The organism is Microcystis aeruginosa LEGE 91341, assembly GCF_015206885.1.
Lineage (GTDB): Bacteria > Cyanobacteriota > Cyanobacteriia > Cyanobacteriales > Microcystaceae > Microcystis > Microcystis aeruginosa_H.
The window spans coordinates 1-17,637 of sequence record NZ_JADEXY010000093.1 but is presented as its reverse complement, the minus strand read 5'-3'; the positions used below and the strand labels follow the sequence as shown (position 1 = coordinate 17,637).

16 protein-coding genes and 1 tRNA gene are annotated in these 17,637 nt (G+C 42.1%); 6 read left to right on the top strand and 11 right to left on the bottom strand.

Features of this window, described 5'->3' with window-relative positions:
* Nucleotides 1-68 precede the first annotated feature (68 nt).
* Nucleotides 69-695: a DNA sulfur modification protein DndB gene (locus tag IQ234_RS14370; protein ID WP_228008541.1), complete on the bottom strand. Its 627-nt coding sequence runs from the start codon at nt 693-695 to the stop codon at nt 69-71.
* Nucleotides 696-698: 3 nt separating this feature from the next.
* A complete protein-coding gene (locus IQ234_RS14365; protein WP_193957593.1) occupies nt 699-1,253 on the bottom strand; it encodes a GIY-YIG nuclease family protein in 555 nt (184 codons plus the stop codon).
* 1,008 nt (nt 1,254-2,261) lie between these two features.
* Between IQ234_RS14365 and speB the strand changes: the two genes are divergently transcribed.
* The 3 genes from speB (at nt 2,262) to IQ234_RS14350 (ending at nt 4,411) form a co-directional block, all read left to right on the top strand.
* The gene (speB, locus tag IQ234_RS14360; RefSeq protein ID WP_193957592.1) at nt 2,262-3,161 is read left to right on the top strand and encodes an agmatinase; all 900 of its coding nucleotides are present in this window, start codon (nt 2,262-2,264) and stop codon (nt 3,159-3,161) included.
* Between the two features lie 46 nt (nt 3,162-3,207).
* A tRNA-Val gene (locus tag IQ234_RS14355) sits at nt 3,208-3,281 on the top strand.
* 80 nt (nt 3,282-3,361) lie between these two features.
* Nucleotides 3,362-4,411, top strand: coding sequence for an aromatic ring-hydroxylating oxygenase subunit alpha (locus IQ234_RS14350; RefSeq protein ID WP_193957591.1), 1,050 nt, complete (start codon nt 3,362-3,364; stop codon nt 4,409-4,411).
* Between the two features lie 144 nt (nt 4,412-4,555).
* Here the strand turns inward: IQ234_RS14350 and IQ234_RS14345 are convergent, their stop codons facing one another.
* The 6 genes from IQ234_RS14345 to IQ234_RS21625 all read right to left on the bottom strand — a co-directional run bounded on the left by IQ234_RS14345 (nt 4,556) and on the right by IQ234_RS21625 (nt 9,997).
* Nucleotides 4,556-5,668: a hypothetical protein gene (locus IQ234_RS14345; protein ID WP_193957590.1), complete on the bottom strand. Its 1,113-nt coding sequence runs from the start codon at nt 5,666-5,668 to the stop codon at nt 4,556-4,558.
* Between the two features lie 131 nt (nt 5,669-5,799).
* Entirely contained in the window at nt 5,800-6,114 is a 315-nt protein-coding gene (locus tag IQ234_RS14340; RefSeq protein ID WP_002767238.1) for a DUF1825 family protein, read from the bottom strand.
* 347 nt (nt 6,115-6,461) lie between these two features.
* Nucleotides 6,462-7,211: a polyprenyl diphosphate synthase gene (gene uppS / locus IQ234_RS14335; protein WP_193957589.1), complete on the bottom strand. Its 750-nt coding sequence runs from the start codon at nt 7,209-7,211 to the stop codon at nt 6,462-6,464.
* Entirely contained in the window at nt 7,208-8,128 is a 921-nt protein-coding gene (cdaA, locus tag IQ234_RS14330; RefSeq protein ID WP_193957588.1) for a diadenylate cyclase CdaA, read from the bottom strand. The genes uppS and cdaA overlap by 4 nt, the downstream gene beginning before the upstream one ends.
* 22 nt (nt 8,129-8,150) lie before the next feature.
* On the bottom strand, nt 8,151-9,554 hold the full coding sequence (gene lysA / locus IQ234_RS14325) for a diaminopimelate decarboxylase (protein ID WP_193957587.1): 1,404 nt from the start codon (nt 9,552-9,554) through the stop codon (nt 8,151-8,153).
* A 314-nt stretch (nt 9,555-9,868) separates the two neighbouring features.
* A complete protein-coding gene (locus IQ234_RS21625; protein ID WP_265577982.1) occupies nt 9,869-9,997 on the bottom strand; it encodes a hypothetical protein in 129 nt (42 codons plus the stop codon).
* 84 nt (nt 9,998-10,081) lie between these two features.
* On the opposite strand from IQ234_RS21625, the gene IQ234_RS14320 reads away from it, so the two are divergent.
* The 3 genes from IQ234_RS14320 (at nt 10,082) to IQ234_RS14310 (ending at nt 13,525) form a co-directional block, all read left to right on the top strand.
* Entirely contained in the window at nt 10,082-10,789 is a 708-nt protein-coding gene (locus IQ234_RS14320; protein ID WP_193957586.1) for a hypothetical protein, read from the top strand.
* A gap of 340 nt (nt 10,790-11,129) precedes the next feature.
* On the top strand, nt 11,130-12,854 hold the full coding sequence (locus IQ234_RS14315; RefSeq protein WP_193957585.1) for a diflavin flavoprotein: 1,725 nt from the start codon (nt 11,130-11,132) through the stop codon (nt 12,852-12,854).
* 509 nt (nt 12,855-13,363) lie between these two features.
* Complete coding sequence (locus IQ234_RS14310; RefSeq protein WP_193957584.1) at nt 13,364-13,525, top strand: hypothetical protein; 162 nt, start codon at nt 13,364-13,366, stop codon at nt 13,523-13,525.
* A gap of 47 nt (nt 13,526-13,572) precedes the next feature.
* On the opposite strand, the gene IQ234_RS14305 is transcribed toward IQ234_RS14310, so the two are convergent.
* The 3 genes from IQ234_RS14305 to IQ234_RS14295 all read right to left on the bottom strand — a co-directional run bounded on the left by IQ234_RS14305 (nt 13,573) and on the right by IQ234_RS14295 (nt 17,533).
* The gene (locus IQ234_RS14305) at nt 13,573-15,108 is read right to left on the bottom strand and encodes a hypothetical protein (RefSeq protein ID WP_193957583.1); all 1,536 of its coding nucleotides are present in this window, start codon (nt 15,106-15,108) and stop codon (nt 13,573-13,575) included.
* A gap of 207 nt (nt 15,109-15,315) precedes the next feature.
* Nucleotides 15,316-17,061, bottom strand: a complete 1,746-nt coding sequence (locus IQ234_RS14300; RefSeq protein ID WP_193957582.1) for an RAMP superfamily protein — start codon at nt 17,059-17,061, stop codon at nt 15,316-15,318.
* A gap of 1 nt (nt 17,062) precedes the next feature.
* Nucleotides 17,063-17,533 carry a hypothetical protein gene (locus IQ234_RS14295; protein ID WP_193957581.1) on the bottom strand — a complete coding sequence of 157 codons (471 nt, stop codon included), beginning with the start codon at nt 17,531-17,533 and terminating at the stop codon, nt 17,063-17,065.
* Between the last annotated feature and the right edge of the window lie 104 nt (nt 17,534-17,637).

The following is a 17,637-nucleotide window of genomic DNA, read 5'->3' as shown; positions in this document are numbered from 1 at the left end:
AGCTCTTTTATGAGTTTTGAGAAATTCGTCATCAGGGCAAACTACCTATTGTGAGGTGAATAAGTTGTCTAGATTCTATCTATAATAGCATTTTTTGTCTGACTTTTCTCAACGTTCAACACTTCTGCTCTAATAGTTTCGCTTGCATTGCTATAGCCTACCCTTCCAAGTTCTCTAAATACTAAGTAAACAACTGGTATATCAAAGGTTTCAGAGCAATTAAAGTTATCTTTTAACTGTTGAGAATCTAATGGTTCTTTGCCTGTATGAGCATTCCAGTATCTTTTTAGAGAAAGTAATCTATGTTGTCCATCAATGACAATTCTAGCAACGTTTTTGTACAGTTTTAAATTAACCCATTTTTCTACAGTTTTACCTTGACTACTAACTGTAGAAAAATCCCAGAACTCTCTTTGCTCATTTGAGTTTGGCAAAAGGACGACTACAATTGAATTAAAAAACCTAATTCCCCCTTGAGCTAAGTAGGAAAATATTTCTGTTTCCGCTCTTTTTTCATCGAGTTTTCTCTGGACTCTTTCGGAGAAGCTCCAGCTGCCTTGTATCTCATCAGCAAATCGAATGTTTTCTACTGCATCACTTTGTTCTAAGGTTGTTATAAAGTATCTAACTTCACCAAACTTACCAGTGATTGCTTTATATTCGATAGTTTCTGGAGACTGATTATCTAGTTCCATATTTTAACTCCTTTGAAGATTGAATCTGGGTTGACATAATTGAATTAATAAGCTTTCCAATTGTCTAGAAATATTTTTCGGACAAGGAAAGGAAATAAACAAAAATTCGTTATTCGATCTTGAATTTCCATGTTTTGATAAAAACCCATCCTCTCTTTCCAAGTGTTGAAGAAATCTCATTCTTAAATTGTTTGCCGTGCCAATATATTCTGGATGCTGTAAAATGCTACATGAAATTAGAAACTCTTTCAGAATTCTTCGCTCCTTTGGTTGAGAAATTTCTTGAAGAAAATATTCCATATTCTGAGATAAACTAACTGGCTCTCCACAGATATCTATGGTAAATTTGCTTCTATCATTATTCTCAGAAAATTTTGTTTTAAACACTGTATTTTGCAAGCGAGTCTTGATATTACCACACAAATCATGCTCAGAAAAATCAAACGCATGATAGAAAGCGTAAACACCCGATGACTCCGGGAGATAATCTGCCGCAGATCTAGTAGCTGTTACCACAGTAAATTTTTTGAAAAAATTGTCGTGAACTGTTTCTTCCATGATGATATGCTGAGACTCAGAATTAGCCCATTCCCGCTTTTGAGGATTTTATAGAGTGACTTGTAATCTCTCCGTGCAATTATATCATTCCCAAATGAAACCCTTCAATAACATAATGTAAAGAAGATTCGGAGCTTCTCGACTTTGTGTGATAATTTTTGCTTATGAAATCGTGAAATACTTATCAGGCAAGACTTTTAGGACTATTTGGCGGCATAGACTATCAGTATAGACCTCGTTTCCACACAGAAACCAGAAGAGTCAAGATTCCTGTTTAATGTCAGATAGTTATCCCTAATGAGTAATTCAAATATACTAAAAATGTCAAGTATTTGAAGCTATGCAGAGAGAATTGACAAGGATTAAAGGCTCTTCGGTTTGTGTTATGCAATGAACGGAGGTTATAAGAGATGGAACCCTTATAGAGAAAGGCATTTAGCGATTTTTGTCAATTATTTTTGATCTAGAGCGAACTAATCAATTAAGTCTCTTGCCAGATAAGGATTTAGTCTATTTATGCCCCCCTATCGAACCATAACAAGTAACGAAGAGCCGGATTAAAGGCAGTTCAAGAGTTTTTAAACTACCATCGCAGTCATAGTATAAAGTAAATTTACTCATGGCTTCCAATTTAGCGATCGCTAATCTCTACTTATATTTTCAATTAAGATCCGAAATTCCCCCTTGACAAAAGGCGATAACCTGTGCTTTGGGAGGGATTAAGAGAATTTCTGATGCCCCCTTACCCGGTAGAAATCAAGGAAACCCCCAATAAATCTAACTCGGTTTTAGCAAATATGCTCCCTCCCTGTCCATTGAGAAATATTACAATAAACACGGGTACACCAAGAAAAGTTAAGGGATGTATCCATTGATGGATCAGGGGTGTCGGCTATTGTAGTAGATATGTTTGGAGTCAGTTCAGGTTGATAAGAAAGGCTGTAATAGACAAAAATAGTCAAAATATTTATAATAGAAGATTAGACTAAAATTTTCTGTGATTTGCCCATGTTATTGTCTTGCGCCACCGGTAGCGAACAGTTTTTAGGGAGTGAAGCGATCGCATCTTACGCCACAGCTAAGGCCGTAATCCTGCCGATTCCCTACGAGGCCACCACCACCTATCGCAAGGGTTGTGAAACTGGACCGGCGGCGGTGATTACCGCTTCCCAACAATTGGAAGCTTATGATGAGGAACTTAAGAGGGAAACCTGTTTAGAAGTGGGCATCTATACCCATGATGCAATCGCCGATACCCGTCAGCAACCGCAATTGTCCGCCGAGGAGATGTTAGCCGTCACCACAGCTACAGTTTCTCGTTTAATTGCCGATAATAAATTTGTCGTCGCCATCGGGGGTGAACACGCTATCACTACGGGAGTAGTACAAGCTTATCGACAGGCTTTATCGGAACCCTTTACGGTGGTTCAAATTGATGCCCATGGCGATATGCGTTTTGAGTACGAAGGCTCCCACCATAACCACGCCTGCGTGATGCGTCGGGTGTTAGAAATGGGTTTACCGACCTTACCCGTGGGAATTCGGGCTATTTGTCGAGAAGAAGCGGAATTAATCGCTAAACAGCAGATTCCCGTGATTTGGGATCGAGATATCGCCGGGGATCCCGATTGGATCGAAAAAGCGATCGCCAAAATTACCACCGAGAAGGTATTTTTAACCATAGACGTGGATGGCATTGATCCCGCTTTAATTCCGGGGGTGGGAACACCTGAACCGGGGGGGTTAAGTTGGCATCAAACCCTAGGCTTTCTCCGTCGTCTTTTCCAAACTCATCAAGTGATTGGCTGTGATGTGATGGAATTGGCCCCGATTAGTGATTCGGTGGTCTCGGAATTTACCACTGCCAAGTTAATTTATAAGTTAATTGGCTATCAATTTACTGCCTAGGGGCTTGCCTAATTAGAAGCAATCGTGTTATGATAACAATTCGTGCGGACGTATAGCTCAGTTGGTTAGAGTACATCGTTGACATCGATGGGGTCACTGGTTCGAATCCAGTTACGTCCATAAATTATCTGTCCTAGTCTTGGTCATAATCTTCATCTCTGATGATAGGATGAACGATCGAAGCTCTCCAGACAAACCCTATGACTAGCTTACTGCGCGACTTTTGGTATGTGGCCACACCGGCAAATAAACTTAAACCCGGTCAGCTAATGGCCAAAAAAATGCTAGGTGAACCGATTGTTGTCGGTAGGAGAGAGGATGGAGAAGTGTTCGCATTGCGGGATATTTGCCCCCATCGTGGCATTCCGCTGCACCATGGTTGGATTGAAGGGGATGGGGTGTACTGTTGCTATCATGGCTGGAAATTTAATACTAGCGATGGCGTTTGTTCTGAGATTCCCTCATTAACCGAACAAGATCGCCTTGATATTAGCAGAATTTGTGTCACCAGTTATCCCTGTCGTGAAATACAAGGTCATATCTGGGTGTTTATTCCGGCAGACTCAAAAAGAGAAATTAATCAAGAAAATCTGCCTCCTGTGCCGACTATTGCCGATTTTGGCAAACTTACCCCCAAAATAGCCGAAACTATCACTTTTGACTGCAATATTGACCATGCAGTGGTGGGATTGATGGATCCGGCCCACGGTCCCTACGTTCATACTTCTTGGTGGTGGCGCAGCGGTCCGCGCAAATTTCGGGTCAAGGAAAAACAATACGAACCTGTTCCCCTCGGTTTTCGTCTTGCTCCCTATGATATGCCCGTCAGTGCGAAACCCTATAAAATTTTGGGTAATAAGGTATCGATTGAAATCGTTTTTGAATTGCCCTCGGTGCGTACAGAAATACTACGAGGCGATCGCTATTTGGCCTGTGCTTTTACGGCAATTACTCCCATCGATGAAAATCACTGCGAAGTCCATCAAAGTTTATACTATACGATTCCTTGGTTGGCATTTTTAACCCCTCTTTTGCGTTATTTAACCCTACAATTCCTCAAACAGGATCGCGATGTGGTGATTAAACAACAGGAGGGACTTAGTTATCATCCAGCTTTGATGTTAATTGATGATGCCGATACCCAAGCTAAATGGTATTATCGCCTTAAGCAGGAATACGAAAAGTCTCAAGCAGAAAAACGGGATTTTGTCAACCCCATTAAAGCACAAATTTTACGATGGCGCAGTTAGAATTAAGTAGCTGGTTATAATTAAATTAAAAATGGATTTTAGGTTCGATCCCCCCTTGATAAGGGGGGTGCCGATCCCCCCTGCCCCCCTTGATAAGGGGGGTGTCTGATAACTTTTAACGCCTACCTACTTAGATGATTTTATTTAGGTTCGGCCTAGGGATTTATTGACACTGGCTTCAATTTGATAAATAGAGGAAAGGACGCTACCTTGATGATTATTGACTAGATCATATTTGACTTCTTGTAAATAATTAAAAATGGCATCCCGCAGAATCGGTTTTTCAATGTTTACCGTGTGCTGATAGTCCCATAAATCCCAAACTATCAAACCAATTCCCACGATTGGATCGATTAATTCTGCCCCAAAACTACTCGCTACTGCTCCACCGGTTTTAGTGGCAATTTTCGCCCCGGTTTTTCCCGCTAGGGACAAATAAACTGTGCTGCCCACTTTCATCACTGGGATAAGAGATTTAACTCCCAAAGCAGTGGCACCACCGACTAAAAGTTTAATTGATGTGTTAGAAATATTGCCCTCGGTATCTTGAATTGTTATGGCTATATCGCTAAGATAACGATCCCATTTGCCTTGGGGAATTTGATAACTGGCCTGAATATTCTCTAATTCATTGCTTAAATTATTGACATATAAATTAACGGCATCCCTGGTAATTCTCTCTAGACGCAATTGGGCCTCTTGGGGACGAATTACCCGTTTAGTAAACTCGGTTTGAATAGTTTTGGTCAAATTTTCTGCCACCACCTGTTCCGGGGGTGGATTATCTGTATTGACCCAGTGAGCGATCGAGGAGTATAATCCGCTTAAAAAGGCCTTACCCTCAAATTGTTTTTGATTGAAATAGTTAAAATACCAAGGCAAAAAACCCTGATCTACTCTTGTCATCAACTCCTCCACCCATCCCTCAATTTCTCCTAAAGCAAAGCTTTGAGAATTGGCTCTCGCTGTCTGTAAAGCTTGGCTAATTTCTCGATCGATTTTACTGTTAGATTTTTGGGGTATAGTGATGGGAATCTCTAGGTTAGTTTCGGTAGCAACCTTCGTTTTTAACGGTTCATTGCTGGTTGTTCCTAGCCAAATTTTCCCTAAAAGAGGCACGATAACCACTAGAACAACTATAGCCCAAATTAACGGGGTTATCGCCTTAATCAGTTGACTAATTGCCTGAATGCGGTTAGTTTTTTCACTATACTGAGGTGACTCAATATTTTCTTGTGAATCTGGCCTAGAGTTCATCAGCTAACCTAGTTAAAATTATTAGATCATCGTTCTCGAAAACCCGCAGAAACCCCAATTTTCCGAGCAGTAAACAGCGAGAGAGCATTATCGGGCAAAAGACAGCCAATACCCGATAAATATCGGCAATTTTAGCGAATTTCCGCCTTCATCCGCTCAAGGGTTTGCTCCATTTGGTCGAACATCATTTGCGGAGTCATCCCAAATTGACCTAATTGGGTTTTTAGCTGTTCTACGGTCATTTGGGCGGAAAAATCCTCAGATAACTCGAAACGCTTCATAAATATCTTGTAGCGTTCCATTAACTCCTCCATCCTATCGATAAAGATGATTTTACCCTCTCGATCGAATTTCCCGTACTCGCTGCCCAGTTGTGTGAGAGACTGGTAATCCTCAAATAGCTGTCTAGCTTCCTGTTGAACCACTTCTGAGTCAAAGAATCCCATAATCTTAAAACTGCTTATCGTCGATAGTTATTCTCCCCCCCATTTTATTTTAGTCGGGGAAAAAGTCTAGCTCTGGCCGATTTACGGATTACCGTATTGGGGAAATCGAGAGGATCACAAACTGCCTCCCCTCGCGGTTTATCCTAAATCCAGTTATTAAAAACTGATTATCTATTCCCCCTTTTGCCTCTTGCCTCTTGCCTTTTGCCTATCCTGATATGTAACCTATACTTAACGGATTGAGTATTAACCGTTGCCCCAGGGAGTTTAAGATAAAAAGTGAAAAATCAAAAATTGTCCTTTAACTGCCCCACAGTGGCTATTTCGCTAAATTTGCGCTGCAGCCCTTATAATTTGCCAAAACGACGATGACGACCCTGATAATCTTTTAAAGCGTGGTGAAATTGCACTCGATCGAAATCGGGCCAGAGGGTGTCAGTAACGTAGATTTCTGCGTAGGCCATTTGCCATAGTAAAAAATTACTAATTCGCATTTCCCCACTACTGCGAATTAACAGATCCGGGTTAGGAATCCCAGCAGTATAAAGATACTGTTCAAAGAGAGATTCATCGATCGCTTCTGGGGAGACTAAACCCTGTTGCACCTGACGAGCGATCGCCTGACAAGCTTGCACGATTTCCTCTCGGCCACCATAATTAGTAGCCACCGTAAATTGAATACCGGAATTTTTGCTAGTTTCTGCTTGAGATTTAGCAATTTCCCGTCTTAAAGACTCTGGCAGGGCCGATAAATTACCAATAAAGCGAATTATGACATTTTCCTGCATCATTTCTTCCAATTCCCGCCGCAAAACCCGTTCGAATAGAGTCATTAAAAACTCCACTTCCTCGAGGGGACGACCCCAATTTTCCGTCGAAAAAGCATAAGCAGTTAAAGCGGGAATCCCCCAGTCACGACAACAGCGCAGCAAGTCCTTGAGTGCATCTACTCCCCGTTGATGGCCCATAATCCGGGGTAAACCACGATTTTTCGCCCAACGACCGTTCCCATCCATAATCACTGCGACGTGCTGAGGCAAACGGTTTTTATCTAAATCCGTAGGTAATTCTGGTGATAAGCTCGGTTTAACAGTCATTTTCTATCTTTGGGGGTTACCCTGGGCGAACGGGAGAATTTTTCTAAGATTAGACGACCTTTTAAGCCAATTGTACGCCCTAAACGTCCCCAACTGGGTGCGACCACTTCCCCCTCTCCCGACGGAGAAAACTTCGCTTCGAGAAGCTCTTTTAGTTTACTACTGGTTAAAGGCCGATCCAAATTACCCCCGGACGCGAGGGAAATCGAGCCGGTTTCCTCAGAAACCACAATACAGATACAATTATCTAGCCTTTCGGTAATGCCCATGGCTGCCCGATGACGGGTGCCTAATTGCCTAGAGGTACTGCGCTCTGATAGGGGTAGAATAACACCAGCGGCCACCACTCGATCACCCCGAATAAATACGGCTCCATCGTGCAGTAAAGTTTTAGTTTGAAAAATAGTTTGAATTAATTCCTTAGATACTTGGCCATTTAGCATCACCCCTGGATTGACAAACACCTTGGTGTCGAGATTGCCACTGGTTTCTAATACCATCAGCGCACCGGTGCGATTTTGAGATAGATCCTTCACCGCATCCACTAACTCATCAATGACATTATCGGTCTTGGGAGTGGGGGAACTTTTCTTAAATAATTCCCACACTTGACCTTTGCCCAATAATTCTAAAAAACGGCGGAATTCCGACTGAAAAATCACAGCGATCGCCACTGCTGCCCCCAAAATCAATTTTTCTAGGACTAACCCCAGCAAGCGCAATCCTAGAGCATCGCTAATCACCGAGGCCAGCATTAAGTAGATTAGTCCTCGCACCATCCAAAAGGTACGCCGCTCGCCGATAATTAGCAGCAGCATATAGGTAAGGAGGAGAACTAACCCAAAGTCTAGGACTGACAGACCATGGCTGAGAATCCAGGACAATAACCGGCGAGGGTCCAGAAAAAAACCCGACATGGGGGGACAATAGCGATGAGGTTTATATTAAGGAGAGTCGAGTGGGTAAGCGGTCTTGACGCAGCAAATCCGCCAGATTTTCCCGTTCGAGGATCAGATTAGCTTCTCCATTTTGGACAATTACCGCCGCCGGACGGGGTAAGCGGTTGTAATTAGAAGCCATACTGTAGTTATAGGCTCCCGTGGCTAAAACCACTAAAATATCCCCCGGGTTGGTTTTCGGTAGCGCAATATCCTTAATTAGAATATCGCCAGATTCACAATGTTTTCCAGCTATTGTCACCACTTCCTGACATTCTTGACTCATTTTATTGGCGACCACGGCCCGGTAAACCGATTGATAGGTAATCGGTCGGGGATTATCGGACATTCCGCCATCGACGGCGATATAGGTGCGGATTTCGGGGATTTCTTTGCGATTACCCACTGTATAGGCCGTTACGCAAGCGGTGGCAATCAGAGAGCGTCCCGGTTCGGCAATGAGCAGGGGATAAGCGATACCTCTTTCCTGACAAGCTTTGGCCACTGCTAAGGACACCGCTTGCACCCATTCCTCGATGCTTGGGGGGTCATCACTTTCGAGGTAGCGAATTCCTAAACCACCACCGACGTTTAATTGCTCTAGGGGTAAACCTCGTTCTAAACCTAATTTAAACCAGTCTGCTAAGACAGCGGCTAAGTCTTGGTGGGGTTGACGTTCAAAAATCTGGGAACCGATGTGAGCGTGTAAACCCAGACAATTCAGCACCGGATGAGCTAAAACATAGTCAAATACTGCTTCGATTTGATGGGGGTCAAAACCAAATTTACTGTCTAAGTGACCCGTGCGAATATATTCGTGGGTGTGGCACTCGATACCGGGGGTTAAGCGCAATAGGATCGGAATAGGGGTATCAGGACGATTTTCGCCTAATTTAACCAGATTTTCTAGTTCTAGCCAGTTATCAACGATAATAATGCAGTTATGCTCGATCGCGTATTCTAACTCGGCGATCGATTTGTTATTACCATGAAAGTATATCGGCACATCAGTTTTATTGATCTGGTCTAAAGCGGTTAACACCGTGTGAATTTCTCCGGCCGACACCACATCAAAACCTAATCCTTCACTGGCGACCACGGCCGATACGGCCAGGCAATTCCACGCTTTCGAGGCATAAATTACCCTAGATTCTCCGGGATAATGTGTCTGAAAACCTTGCAGATATTGACGACAGGCAGTGCGGAGGGTGACTTCATCGACAATATACAAGGGTGAACCGAAACGTTCCACTAGGGTGGTCACATCGCAACCACCGATTTCTAGACAATCGCGGTTATTAACCTTGGCTGTCAGGGGTAACAGGGTTTGATTCGGGGATAGACAATCTTGATAGGCTAAATATTTTTGTCCGGAATTGCTGATTTTAGGTTCGGTTGATAGCATGATCGGTGTTTTTTGTCAAGAAATCGATAATTTTTGTTACAATCTCCGCGCATCCCCGATTCAGTTAAGGGAATTTTGACCGTCGGTGATCTAGATAACCAAAATAGTTCTCTCTTTCACTTTACGACAAGTTTAAACCTTTCTCTGATCAGTAAAAATCTCTAGCAAATCCTCATAAGCTGTTGACCATCTGAATTGCTCGTTAAGACTGCAAGGGAGAAAGGAGAGAAAGTTTGAGCATTTGTACTAAAAATTTCCATAGGCAGTTTAAATTTAGTACAGCTTAGGGGTTTTTATTGATCTGGGGGTTTAGTTTATCTTAGTTTCTCCTTGAGAGGACGATACAGCCAACGGGCTGCATAGTTAGCCGTTTTTACCATTATTAGATTATGTAGCCGTCTTTTTACTTCTTCTGCTTCCCCCTCATTTTTGCTCGGTTTCATTAGAGGTTATGGCTTTTTATCAACGGGGAATTGCAGGTATGGCGGCTGGGGCGATAATTAGTTTACCATTAGTGAAAATTTTGAATGGCCCTGATGATGATAAAATTATTAGAATGTGTAGTCATTTTTGCCAGTTTACTGAATGTTACCCCGGGGATGGCCAATCATTCCCCCCTACAAGTTGTTCAAGCTCCCAGTGGCTCTTCGATTCAAGGTTATTGTTTTTCGGTTGCTAATAATGATCTGGATTCTACGGCGAGGATTTATATTCAGGGAAACCAAGTCACAGGTAGGGTAGAAGCTACGATTCATAATCAACAAGAAGCTTATTATAGTTCTTATACTCAAACCTTACAAGGAACAAAAAAGGGAAATCAGTTAAACTTAAATATCAGGACAATAATTGAGTTAGACAACCAAAAAACTCAAGAAATCTGGAGGTTAACTTCAGATTTTTTGAATACGGGACGAGTGGTTTATCAAAGACAACCTTGTTTAGTTGCTCAAATCCAGTTTGCACCCGGAACTAATAGTGCCACCGTTAATCAATCGGTTGTGCGAGGGAGTCGAAATATTTATCTCTTAAGAGCAAATCAAGGACAGAGAATGGATGTTAAAATTACCTCGTTAGAAAATAATGCCGTATTTGATGTGATTGCACCGAATGGGCAAATTTTGAAAACAGAGGCTACCCAATCTAGTTTAAAATTACCTGCTACTGGAAATTATGAAATAATTGTAGGGGGAACTCGCGGCAATGCCACCTATAAATTAAATGTTAAAATTCAATAAATAATAGTAGGGTGGGTAATGTCCACCTGACGATACTTTATACCAAATAGGAACTGGGGATATTGCCTAGGTCGGAGATGTAAGACCAAAAACTGGGTGTAAGTCGGTTCTGAGGCAATCCCCCGTGACAGAGGAAGTAGTTCACCTTGACTGGAATGTATAACACCCATTTCCTCCTACAGATCCCTAGAGAGCGTTTCTGATCAAATCGATGATCGACTCCGACCTGACCATTAAGATAGCTGTTATCAGTAATTATGGGAAAATAAATCTCGATACCTATTTTCTCGTGGCACAATAGAGACAAAGTATAAAAAACTTAACAATAAGGAGGGGTTCGATGGTTGCTACACCAGTCAAAACAAAACGTCTCACCGTGCAGGTGGCCAATCTCACCGCAGACACCACCGCTATTCGTTCCCTCGATTGGGATCGCGATCGCTTCGATATTGAATTCGGATTACAAAACGGTACGACTTATAACTCCTATCTGATTCGTGGGGAAAAAATCGCCCTTGTGGATACCTCTCACGAAAAATTCCGTCAACTATATTTTGATAGTCTCAACGGATTAATTAACCCCCAAGAAATCGATTATTTAATTATCAGTCATACCGAACCTGATCACAGTGGTTTAGTCAGAGATATATTGGAACTCGCTCCCAATATTACCGTCGTTGGGTCGAAGGTAGCAATTCAGTTTTTAGAGAATTTAGTTCATCATCCCTTTCAACGTCAACTGGTCAAAAATGGCGATCAGTTAGACCTAGGTAATGGTCACATTCTTGAATTTGTTAATGCTCCTAATTTACACTGGCCCGATACTATTTTTACCTACGATCACGGTTCGGGAATTTTATTTACCTGTGATGCTTTTGGAATGCACTATTGTTCCGATGATCTTTACGATGAGCAATTAAGTGCTATTGAACCAGATTATCGCTTCTATTATGAATGTTTAATGGCTCCTAATGCTCGTTCCGTACTAGCGGCGATGAAACGGATGGAACCCCTGGGTAATATTAATCTCGTGGCTAATGGTCATGGACCAGTATTAAAACATAATGTTACTGAATTATTGACCCATTATCGTGATTGGAGTCAGGCACAAACTAAGGCAGAAAAAACCGTCGCTGTTTTCTATATTTCCGATTATGGTTATAGCGATCGCCTCTGTCAATCGATTGCCAAAGGTATTACTAAAACTGGTGTGGCTGTAGAAACTTTAGACCTGAAATCCGCCGATCCCCAAGAGGTAAAAGAATTAGCTTCTTCTGCGGTGGGAATCGTCATCGGTACTCCCCCCGTTTCTGGGATTAATGCCCAAGAAATTACAGGTAATTTAGGCACAATTCTCGCCTCGGTTAACCCCAAACAATATATCGGAATGTTTGAATCTCAAGGGGGTGATGATGAATCAATTTTACCTCTATTTAATAAGTTTCGTGAAGTTGGTTTAACCAAAGCTTTTGATCCCATTCGTAGCACAGAAACTCCTAACGAGAGTCTCTATCAACGCTGTGAAGAAGCGGGTACAGACATGGGACAACTATTAACCCAAGAGGTAAAAGTTAAACAAAGAAAATCCCTCGATACTGACCTTGATAAAGCCATCGGACGGATTAGCGGTGGTTTATATATTATTACCACCAAGAAAGGAGACAGAAGTGGAGCAATGGTCGCTTCTTGGGTGACGCAAGCAAGTTTTGATCCTCCCGGTTTTACCGTTGCTGTGGCCAAAGATCGGGCGATCGAGTCTTTAATGCAAGTGGGGGATCAATTCATTTTAAATATTCTGGAAGAAGGCAATTATCAAACCCTGATGAAACACTTTTTAAAACGTTTCGGACCAGGGGAAGATCGTTTTGCAGGAGTCAATACTCGCACCGCTAATAATGGTTCCCCAATTTTAGCCGATGCTCTCGCTTATTTAGAATGTGAGGTAGTTAGTCGCATGGAATGTGCTGACCACTGGATTGTTTACAATAAAGTCACCGATGGTCGCGTTTCTAAACCTGATAGTTTAACGGCCGTTCACCATCGCAAAGTCGGTAATTATTATTAGGATTCTTGCTTGATTTGACTGGTTGAGAAAATACAGATCAAAATGCTTGCTCTGTGTTTTTTAGGCGGCTGAAGCCCGATTAACTCTAGTAACCTACGACCAGAACAGTATTCCCCCGCTTTTGTGGGAATGGGGAGAAGCTTGGAAAAGTCATGGCGGCGTTATTTTTATCGATTATCAGTCTATTCCCCCTAGCAATTTCGGTCTTTTGATCCGTTCGCTTTTAGCCTTGTGGGAACTGCAAGGAAAGCAGGATTGGACTAACCGACTTGTTTATTTGAAGCCAAAAGTCTAATTCTTTTAGACAGATTGCGATCTGATGTGTTATGGCAAAAAATGGGTTATTTAGGACGCTTTCAATTTTCAAACTCTTATCGGTCAAGGGTTTCAGCGATTGATTGTCCTAACCACCCCGATCTTTGCTATATACTAGTTAGAGGTGTGGCAGAAATGACTACAATTATCCATTGCGAAAAGACCTGATTTTTGTCTACGCATGGAGACGTAGTATGAAAATCACCAAAATCGCCGCCATTAAGGTTTCCGCGTTAGTTGTCTGTAATCTAGTCTCGGTAGTTGCACCTCACCCTGCGATCGCACCTGCGCTAAACGTTCTGGTCTGGGGATCGATCGAAATCTGCATCAACAACAAGCCAAAAGATGAAAAATAAGTAATCAATATCCCCTAGTTTAACTAAAAACTAGGGGAACGTATTTTTTATAGGGATTTGGCTAATTCTTCGAGATGATGCTCTAAAGGGATATAATCATTTTCCGTCCATTCACATAGGGTTTCCAATGCAGAAATAAATTTACCTTTAATCTCGTTTCTATAAACCTCATCTACGCTTTGATCTAGATTAATCCTTTGAGAATTGCAATAGCTAACCTTGTCTTCAAGATACTTTCTTAATTCCTCGGGATCGGTGAGATAAAGAATCATTTCTTCTTTTTTTACTCCCCGTAAATTGTGCATTAGTTGGTTACGGCGATCAAATTCATGCTCTCTGTCTCTTGTGAATGACCAAATTAATAATTGCCAATAATTATCATCTCTAGGTTTCCTAAATTCTTTGAGTAAAGGAAAAAGTTCATGAAGACTCTGAAATTTATAATTTCTCTGGTTAGATGATTGAAGTTGCTTAATCACTTCCTGGATTTTTGTTTCTTTTAAGTTAAGTGATAATCCTTTCTCATTCCATTCTTTAAAACCTCCGGGTATATGTTTTTGTAAATAGAGTGAAATAGAAGCTTTTAAAAACGTTTCTTGAGCGGCAGATAATAGAATAATTGCTTGAAGATAGTTTTCTTGTTTCAAGAAATATTCGATTAAATCTAAGGTTTTACGAACTCTCTTGATCGCTTGTGTCGGCTCGAATTCATCGCTAGTATCTATGGTTTTCATATTAAAAAGATCTATGTAGCTTTCTAGCTCCTTAATTTTTTCTGAGTTATTGTATTCTACCTCTTTTAATAATGCTAATGCCGACCCCGGAAAACCATCTGTGATTAATTTTTTAGCCTTCTGTATTTGTAATTGTTTCCAATAGCTAGAACTCGGAATAATTTCGGGGATTGTTATAATCTTATTTTCTTCATAATATCGATTAACTATCAAGAACTTGACGTTAGAGAAGTAACCAATACTGACAAATTGAACAGCCGAGGAAATAGCGGGGGTACTAGCTTGATGACTGATGTAAAAAACATCATCTTGCTGTATTTTTTTTAACTTTTCGGTGACAAGAGTTAACACTTGATCCCAGTGATCTAGTCCTCTATTATTAACAGAAGGCTGTAAAGTGATAAAATCTGGTTTTAGCTTAAGTTTGGTCTGGAAGTACCATTCAAAAAGCGGTTTTAAGGTACAGGTATCTTGCCAGAAAGGACAGGAAGAATTTTTGATGTCCGATGTTTTAAAAAGCTTTTCTTGATCGGTTAGGATGATATAAACTCGATCAGGAAATTCTTGATCTTGAAATGCTTGAATTAAAACATCAAGCAAAGGGAATACTAAATCTGAATAACAATGTTCATGATCTTTATAAACTAATCCCAAAACTCTAGCGGCAACGGGAAAACGCTTAGTATCGTTTTCTCGTTTAAGATTGGCAAAATCTGCACCTTCTCCCTGGCAATTACAGAGAGGTTCGTTGTTTTTAGCCTTCTCAAATAATCGCTCCCCTCTCATCCAATTGTTATCGGTATTTAATTGAATATCGCTGTTTCCTGTTGTGATAATCCAAGTAGTCATGGTTTTACCCGATAAATAAGTATTGTCTGATCCCCCCGCCTATCGGCACCCCCCTTATCAAGGGGGGACTCAGGGGGGATCAGCACCCCCCTTATCAAGGGGGGACTAAGGGGGGATCAGCACCCCCCTTATCAAGGGGGGACTAAGGGGGGATCGAACCCAAAATCTATCTTCTGTTTAATTATAACCACTTAAATATGACAAATATTACCAAATTTTTACAAAGTCCGATCGCTCGTTGAGAAAAGCGATAAAATGAGCGCTATCCTCGGTTGGTTCGGGAAAGAAAGTCAATAGTTCGATCGGTGGTTTCTGTCGTTTCAGTTTACCTTCAGAATTCAAGTGATAATAAGGGTAAATTCGATGCCAAAGTCTTCCAGTTTGCGAGTCCCGTCCGATGCTTCCTTGTAAGTTCCGCAGGGTGTGGGTTCCCTCGTAAGGTTGATGAAACCACGTGATCGCTTTAATCCGATCCTCGACAATTCTTCCCCAGACTTGCACCCCACCTTGATTATCGTAAGGATACCAAGCTTCTCGCCAATCACAGTGTACAGGATTATCGGGATGAATAGTATAGCCTTGTTTAGCGGCGTAATTCTGGAATCGTATCCGAAGGCGATCGATAAATCGTGATAGATCTTGTTGTAAATCGGTGATAGGAAGATAAAGAGATTTTGAAGAGTCTATAAATTCCCAATGACACCCGATCATCGGTTTATTGCCTTTTTTAAAATAGGGATGGAAAAACTGCCAGTGATCCGCTCTTCGCCATGATTTGCCGAATCCACCGAGTAAGAGAGAGAATTGCACTATTGCCTTGGCTAATTCTGCGAGTTCTTGTCGTTCTTCTGGGGAAGCGCAAGGATTCATACAGGAAATTTGTAAGATTCCCTTTTCTAGATTATATAGAGGCATAATTTGCTCTCTTTGACCGGGAGGAGTGTAACGATGTTTGTCAAATTTTAAATCACCATCTTCATAAGTGAAGCTGATGCCGAGTTGTCCCAGAATCGCCGCTCCGTCGATACCCCCCCAGAGGATTTGGGTCAGATGTTTAGCGGTCTTTTCATCGGTCATTCCTCCTAGTAAACGTAGGGTATGACCTCGAAGGGCTGCTTTAAACATATTGGGACGGAATTCGGGAGTTTTGTCGAGTAATGTAGCGGCGATTCCCTGTCCTTTGAGATGAACTTGTAAGAGGGTTTCTGGTGAGGGTACATCTTTAAAGCGACCGTATCCGGCGCTAACTCTGGAACCGAGTCCATTGCCGAGCGCTTTCTCCCAAATTTGCCAGATCGTTCGCCATTCTTGTTCGTCGAGGGGAATGGTACTGGAAATCCCGAAGTTGAGAGTTACCTCGTGAAAAGATAAGAGTACATTAGCGTTAGTTTTTTCGTCTTGAATAACTTGTTTTTTCTGCTGGGGATGAGCGATATCGACTAAGTTTTTAGTCCAGTTATTATCCGTAGGATAGCCTCCTAGAAAGCGCAGAATACCGGGTTCGGAACCCTGATCGCCTTGGGAGGGTTTGCCGCAATATTTTAGGGCTTGTTCGGTAGTACAGGCACGACGGAAAGCCCCTTTCATCGATGATCCGGGGTAGTAGGGATAGCCTCGCGCACCGATAGCTGGTCGGATAATGCCATCATCTTGACCTCCATTGGTGACGAGTCGCCAAGTCATAGTATAGGGTCGCGTCTTGGCTTCTCCGCTAAATTGCGGTGGTTCGGAAAGGTTATTTTTTTTGACAGGAGACGGACGTTGTTGCGATTTGGGAGTTTTATCGGGTTGTGGGGATTTACCCCCGCTATCGTCAGTGGAATGATAAAATTTAGTCCATTGATCGACCCAATCGTAGGCTGGCGATTTTTGTTTATTTTCTTGTCTTTGTAGTTGACATCTTCCCTCGATCTGTGCTTGATAGAGGAGGGGTACATCTGACCAGTCTGGCATTTTATTCTTCCTCCTCGATGTTCGGATTTTGGGGATTAGAGCTAGGTTTTTTGTATCGTTGCGTCCACCAGACCAAGCTATCACAAAGTTGGGTGAGGACGTAGAGAGCGATTCTCTGATCTTCTAGGGGAAAAGTTTCTTGATTCCAGAACTCTCGGGCGATCGCTTGGATAGCTTTGGTTTGAGCTTCCGGTTTATCTTGAGGATTAATCTTGCCACGGGGAACCCGTAATCCCGCATCTTCTAAGATATCGACGAATTTCTGCCAGACATCTCGCCAGTATCGTCCTTTTTGTTGATCAGTAGCGTCTTTTTTGTCGATCAATCTCAGGTGTTCACCCCAAAAACGCTCTAAACCGTAGGCGACGGTGGTTCTCATTTTGTGGGATTCATTTAACACTTTCTCGCTGTCTCGGTATTTTAAGACCAATTCCTGGGCAGCCCGATCGAGGTTATAAGGATTCCATGTCATTTCGCGTCTCCTAAGTAGCTGGTTATAATTAAATTAAAAATGGATTTTAGGTTTGATCCCCCCTGCCCCCCTTGATAAGGGGGGTGCCGATCCCCCCTTAGTCC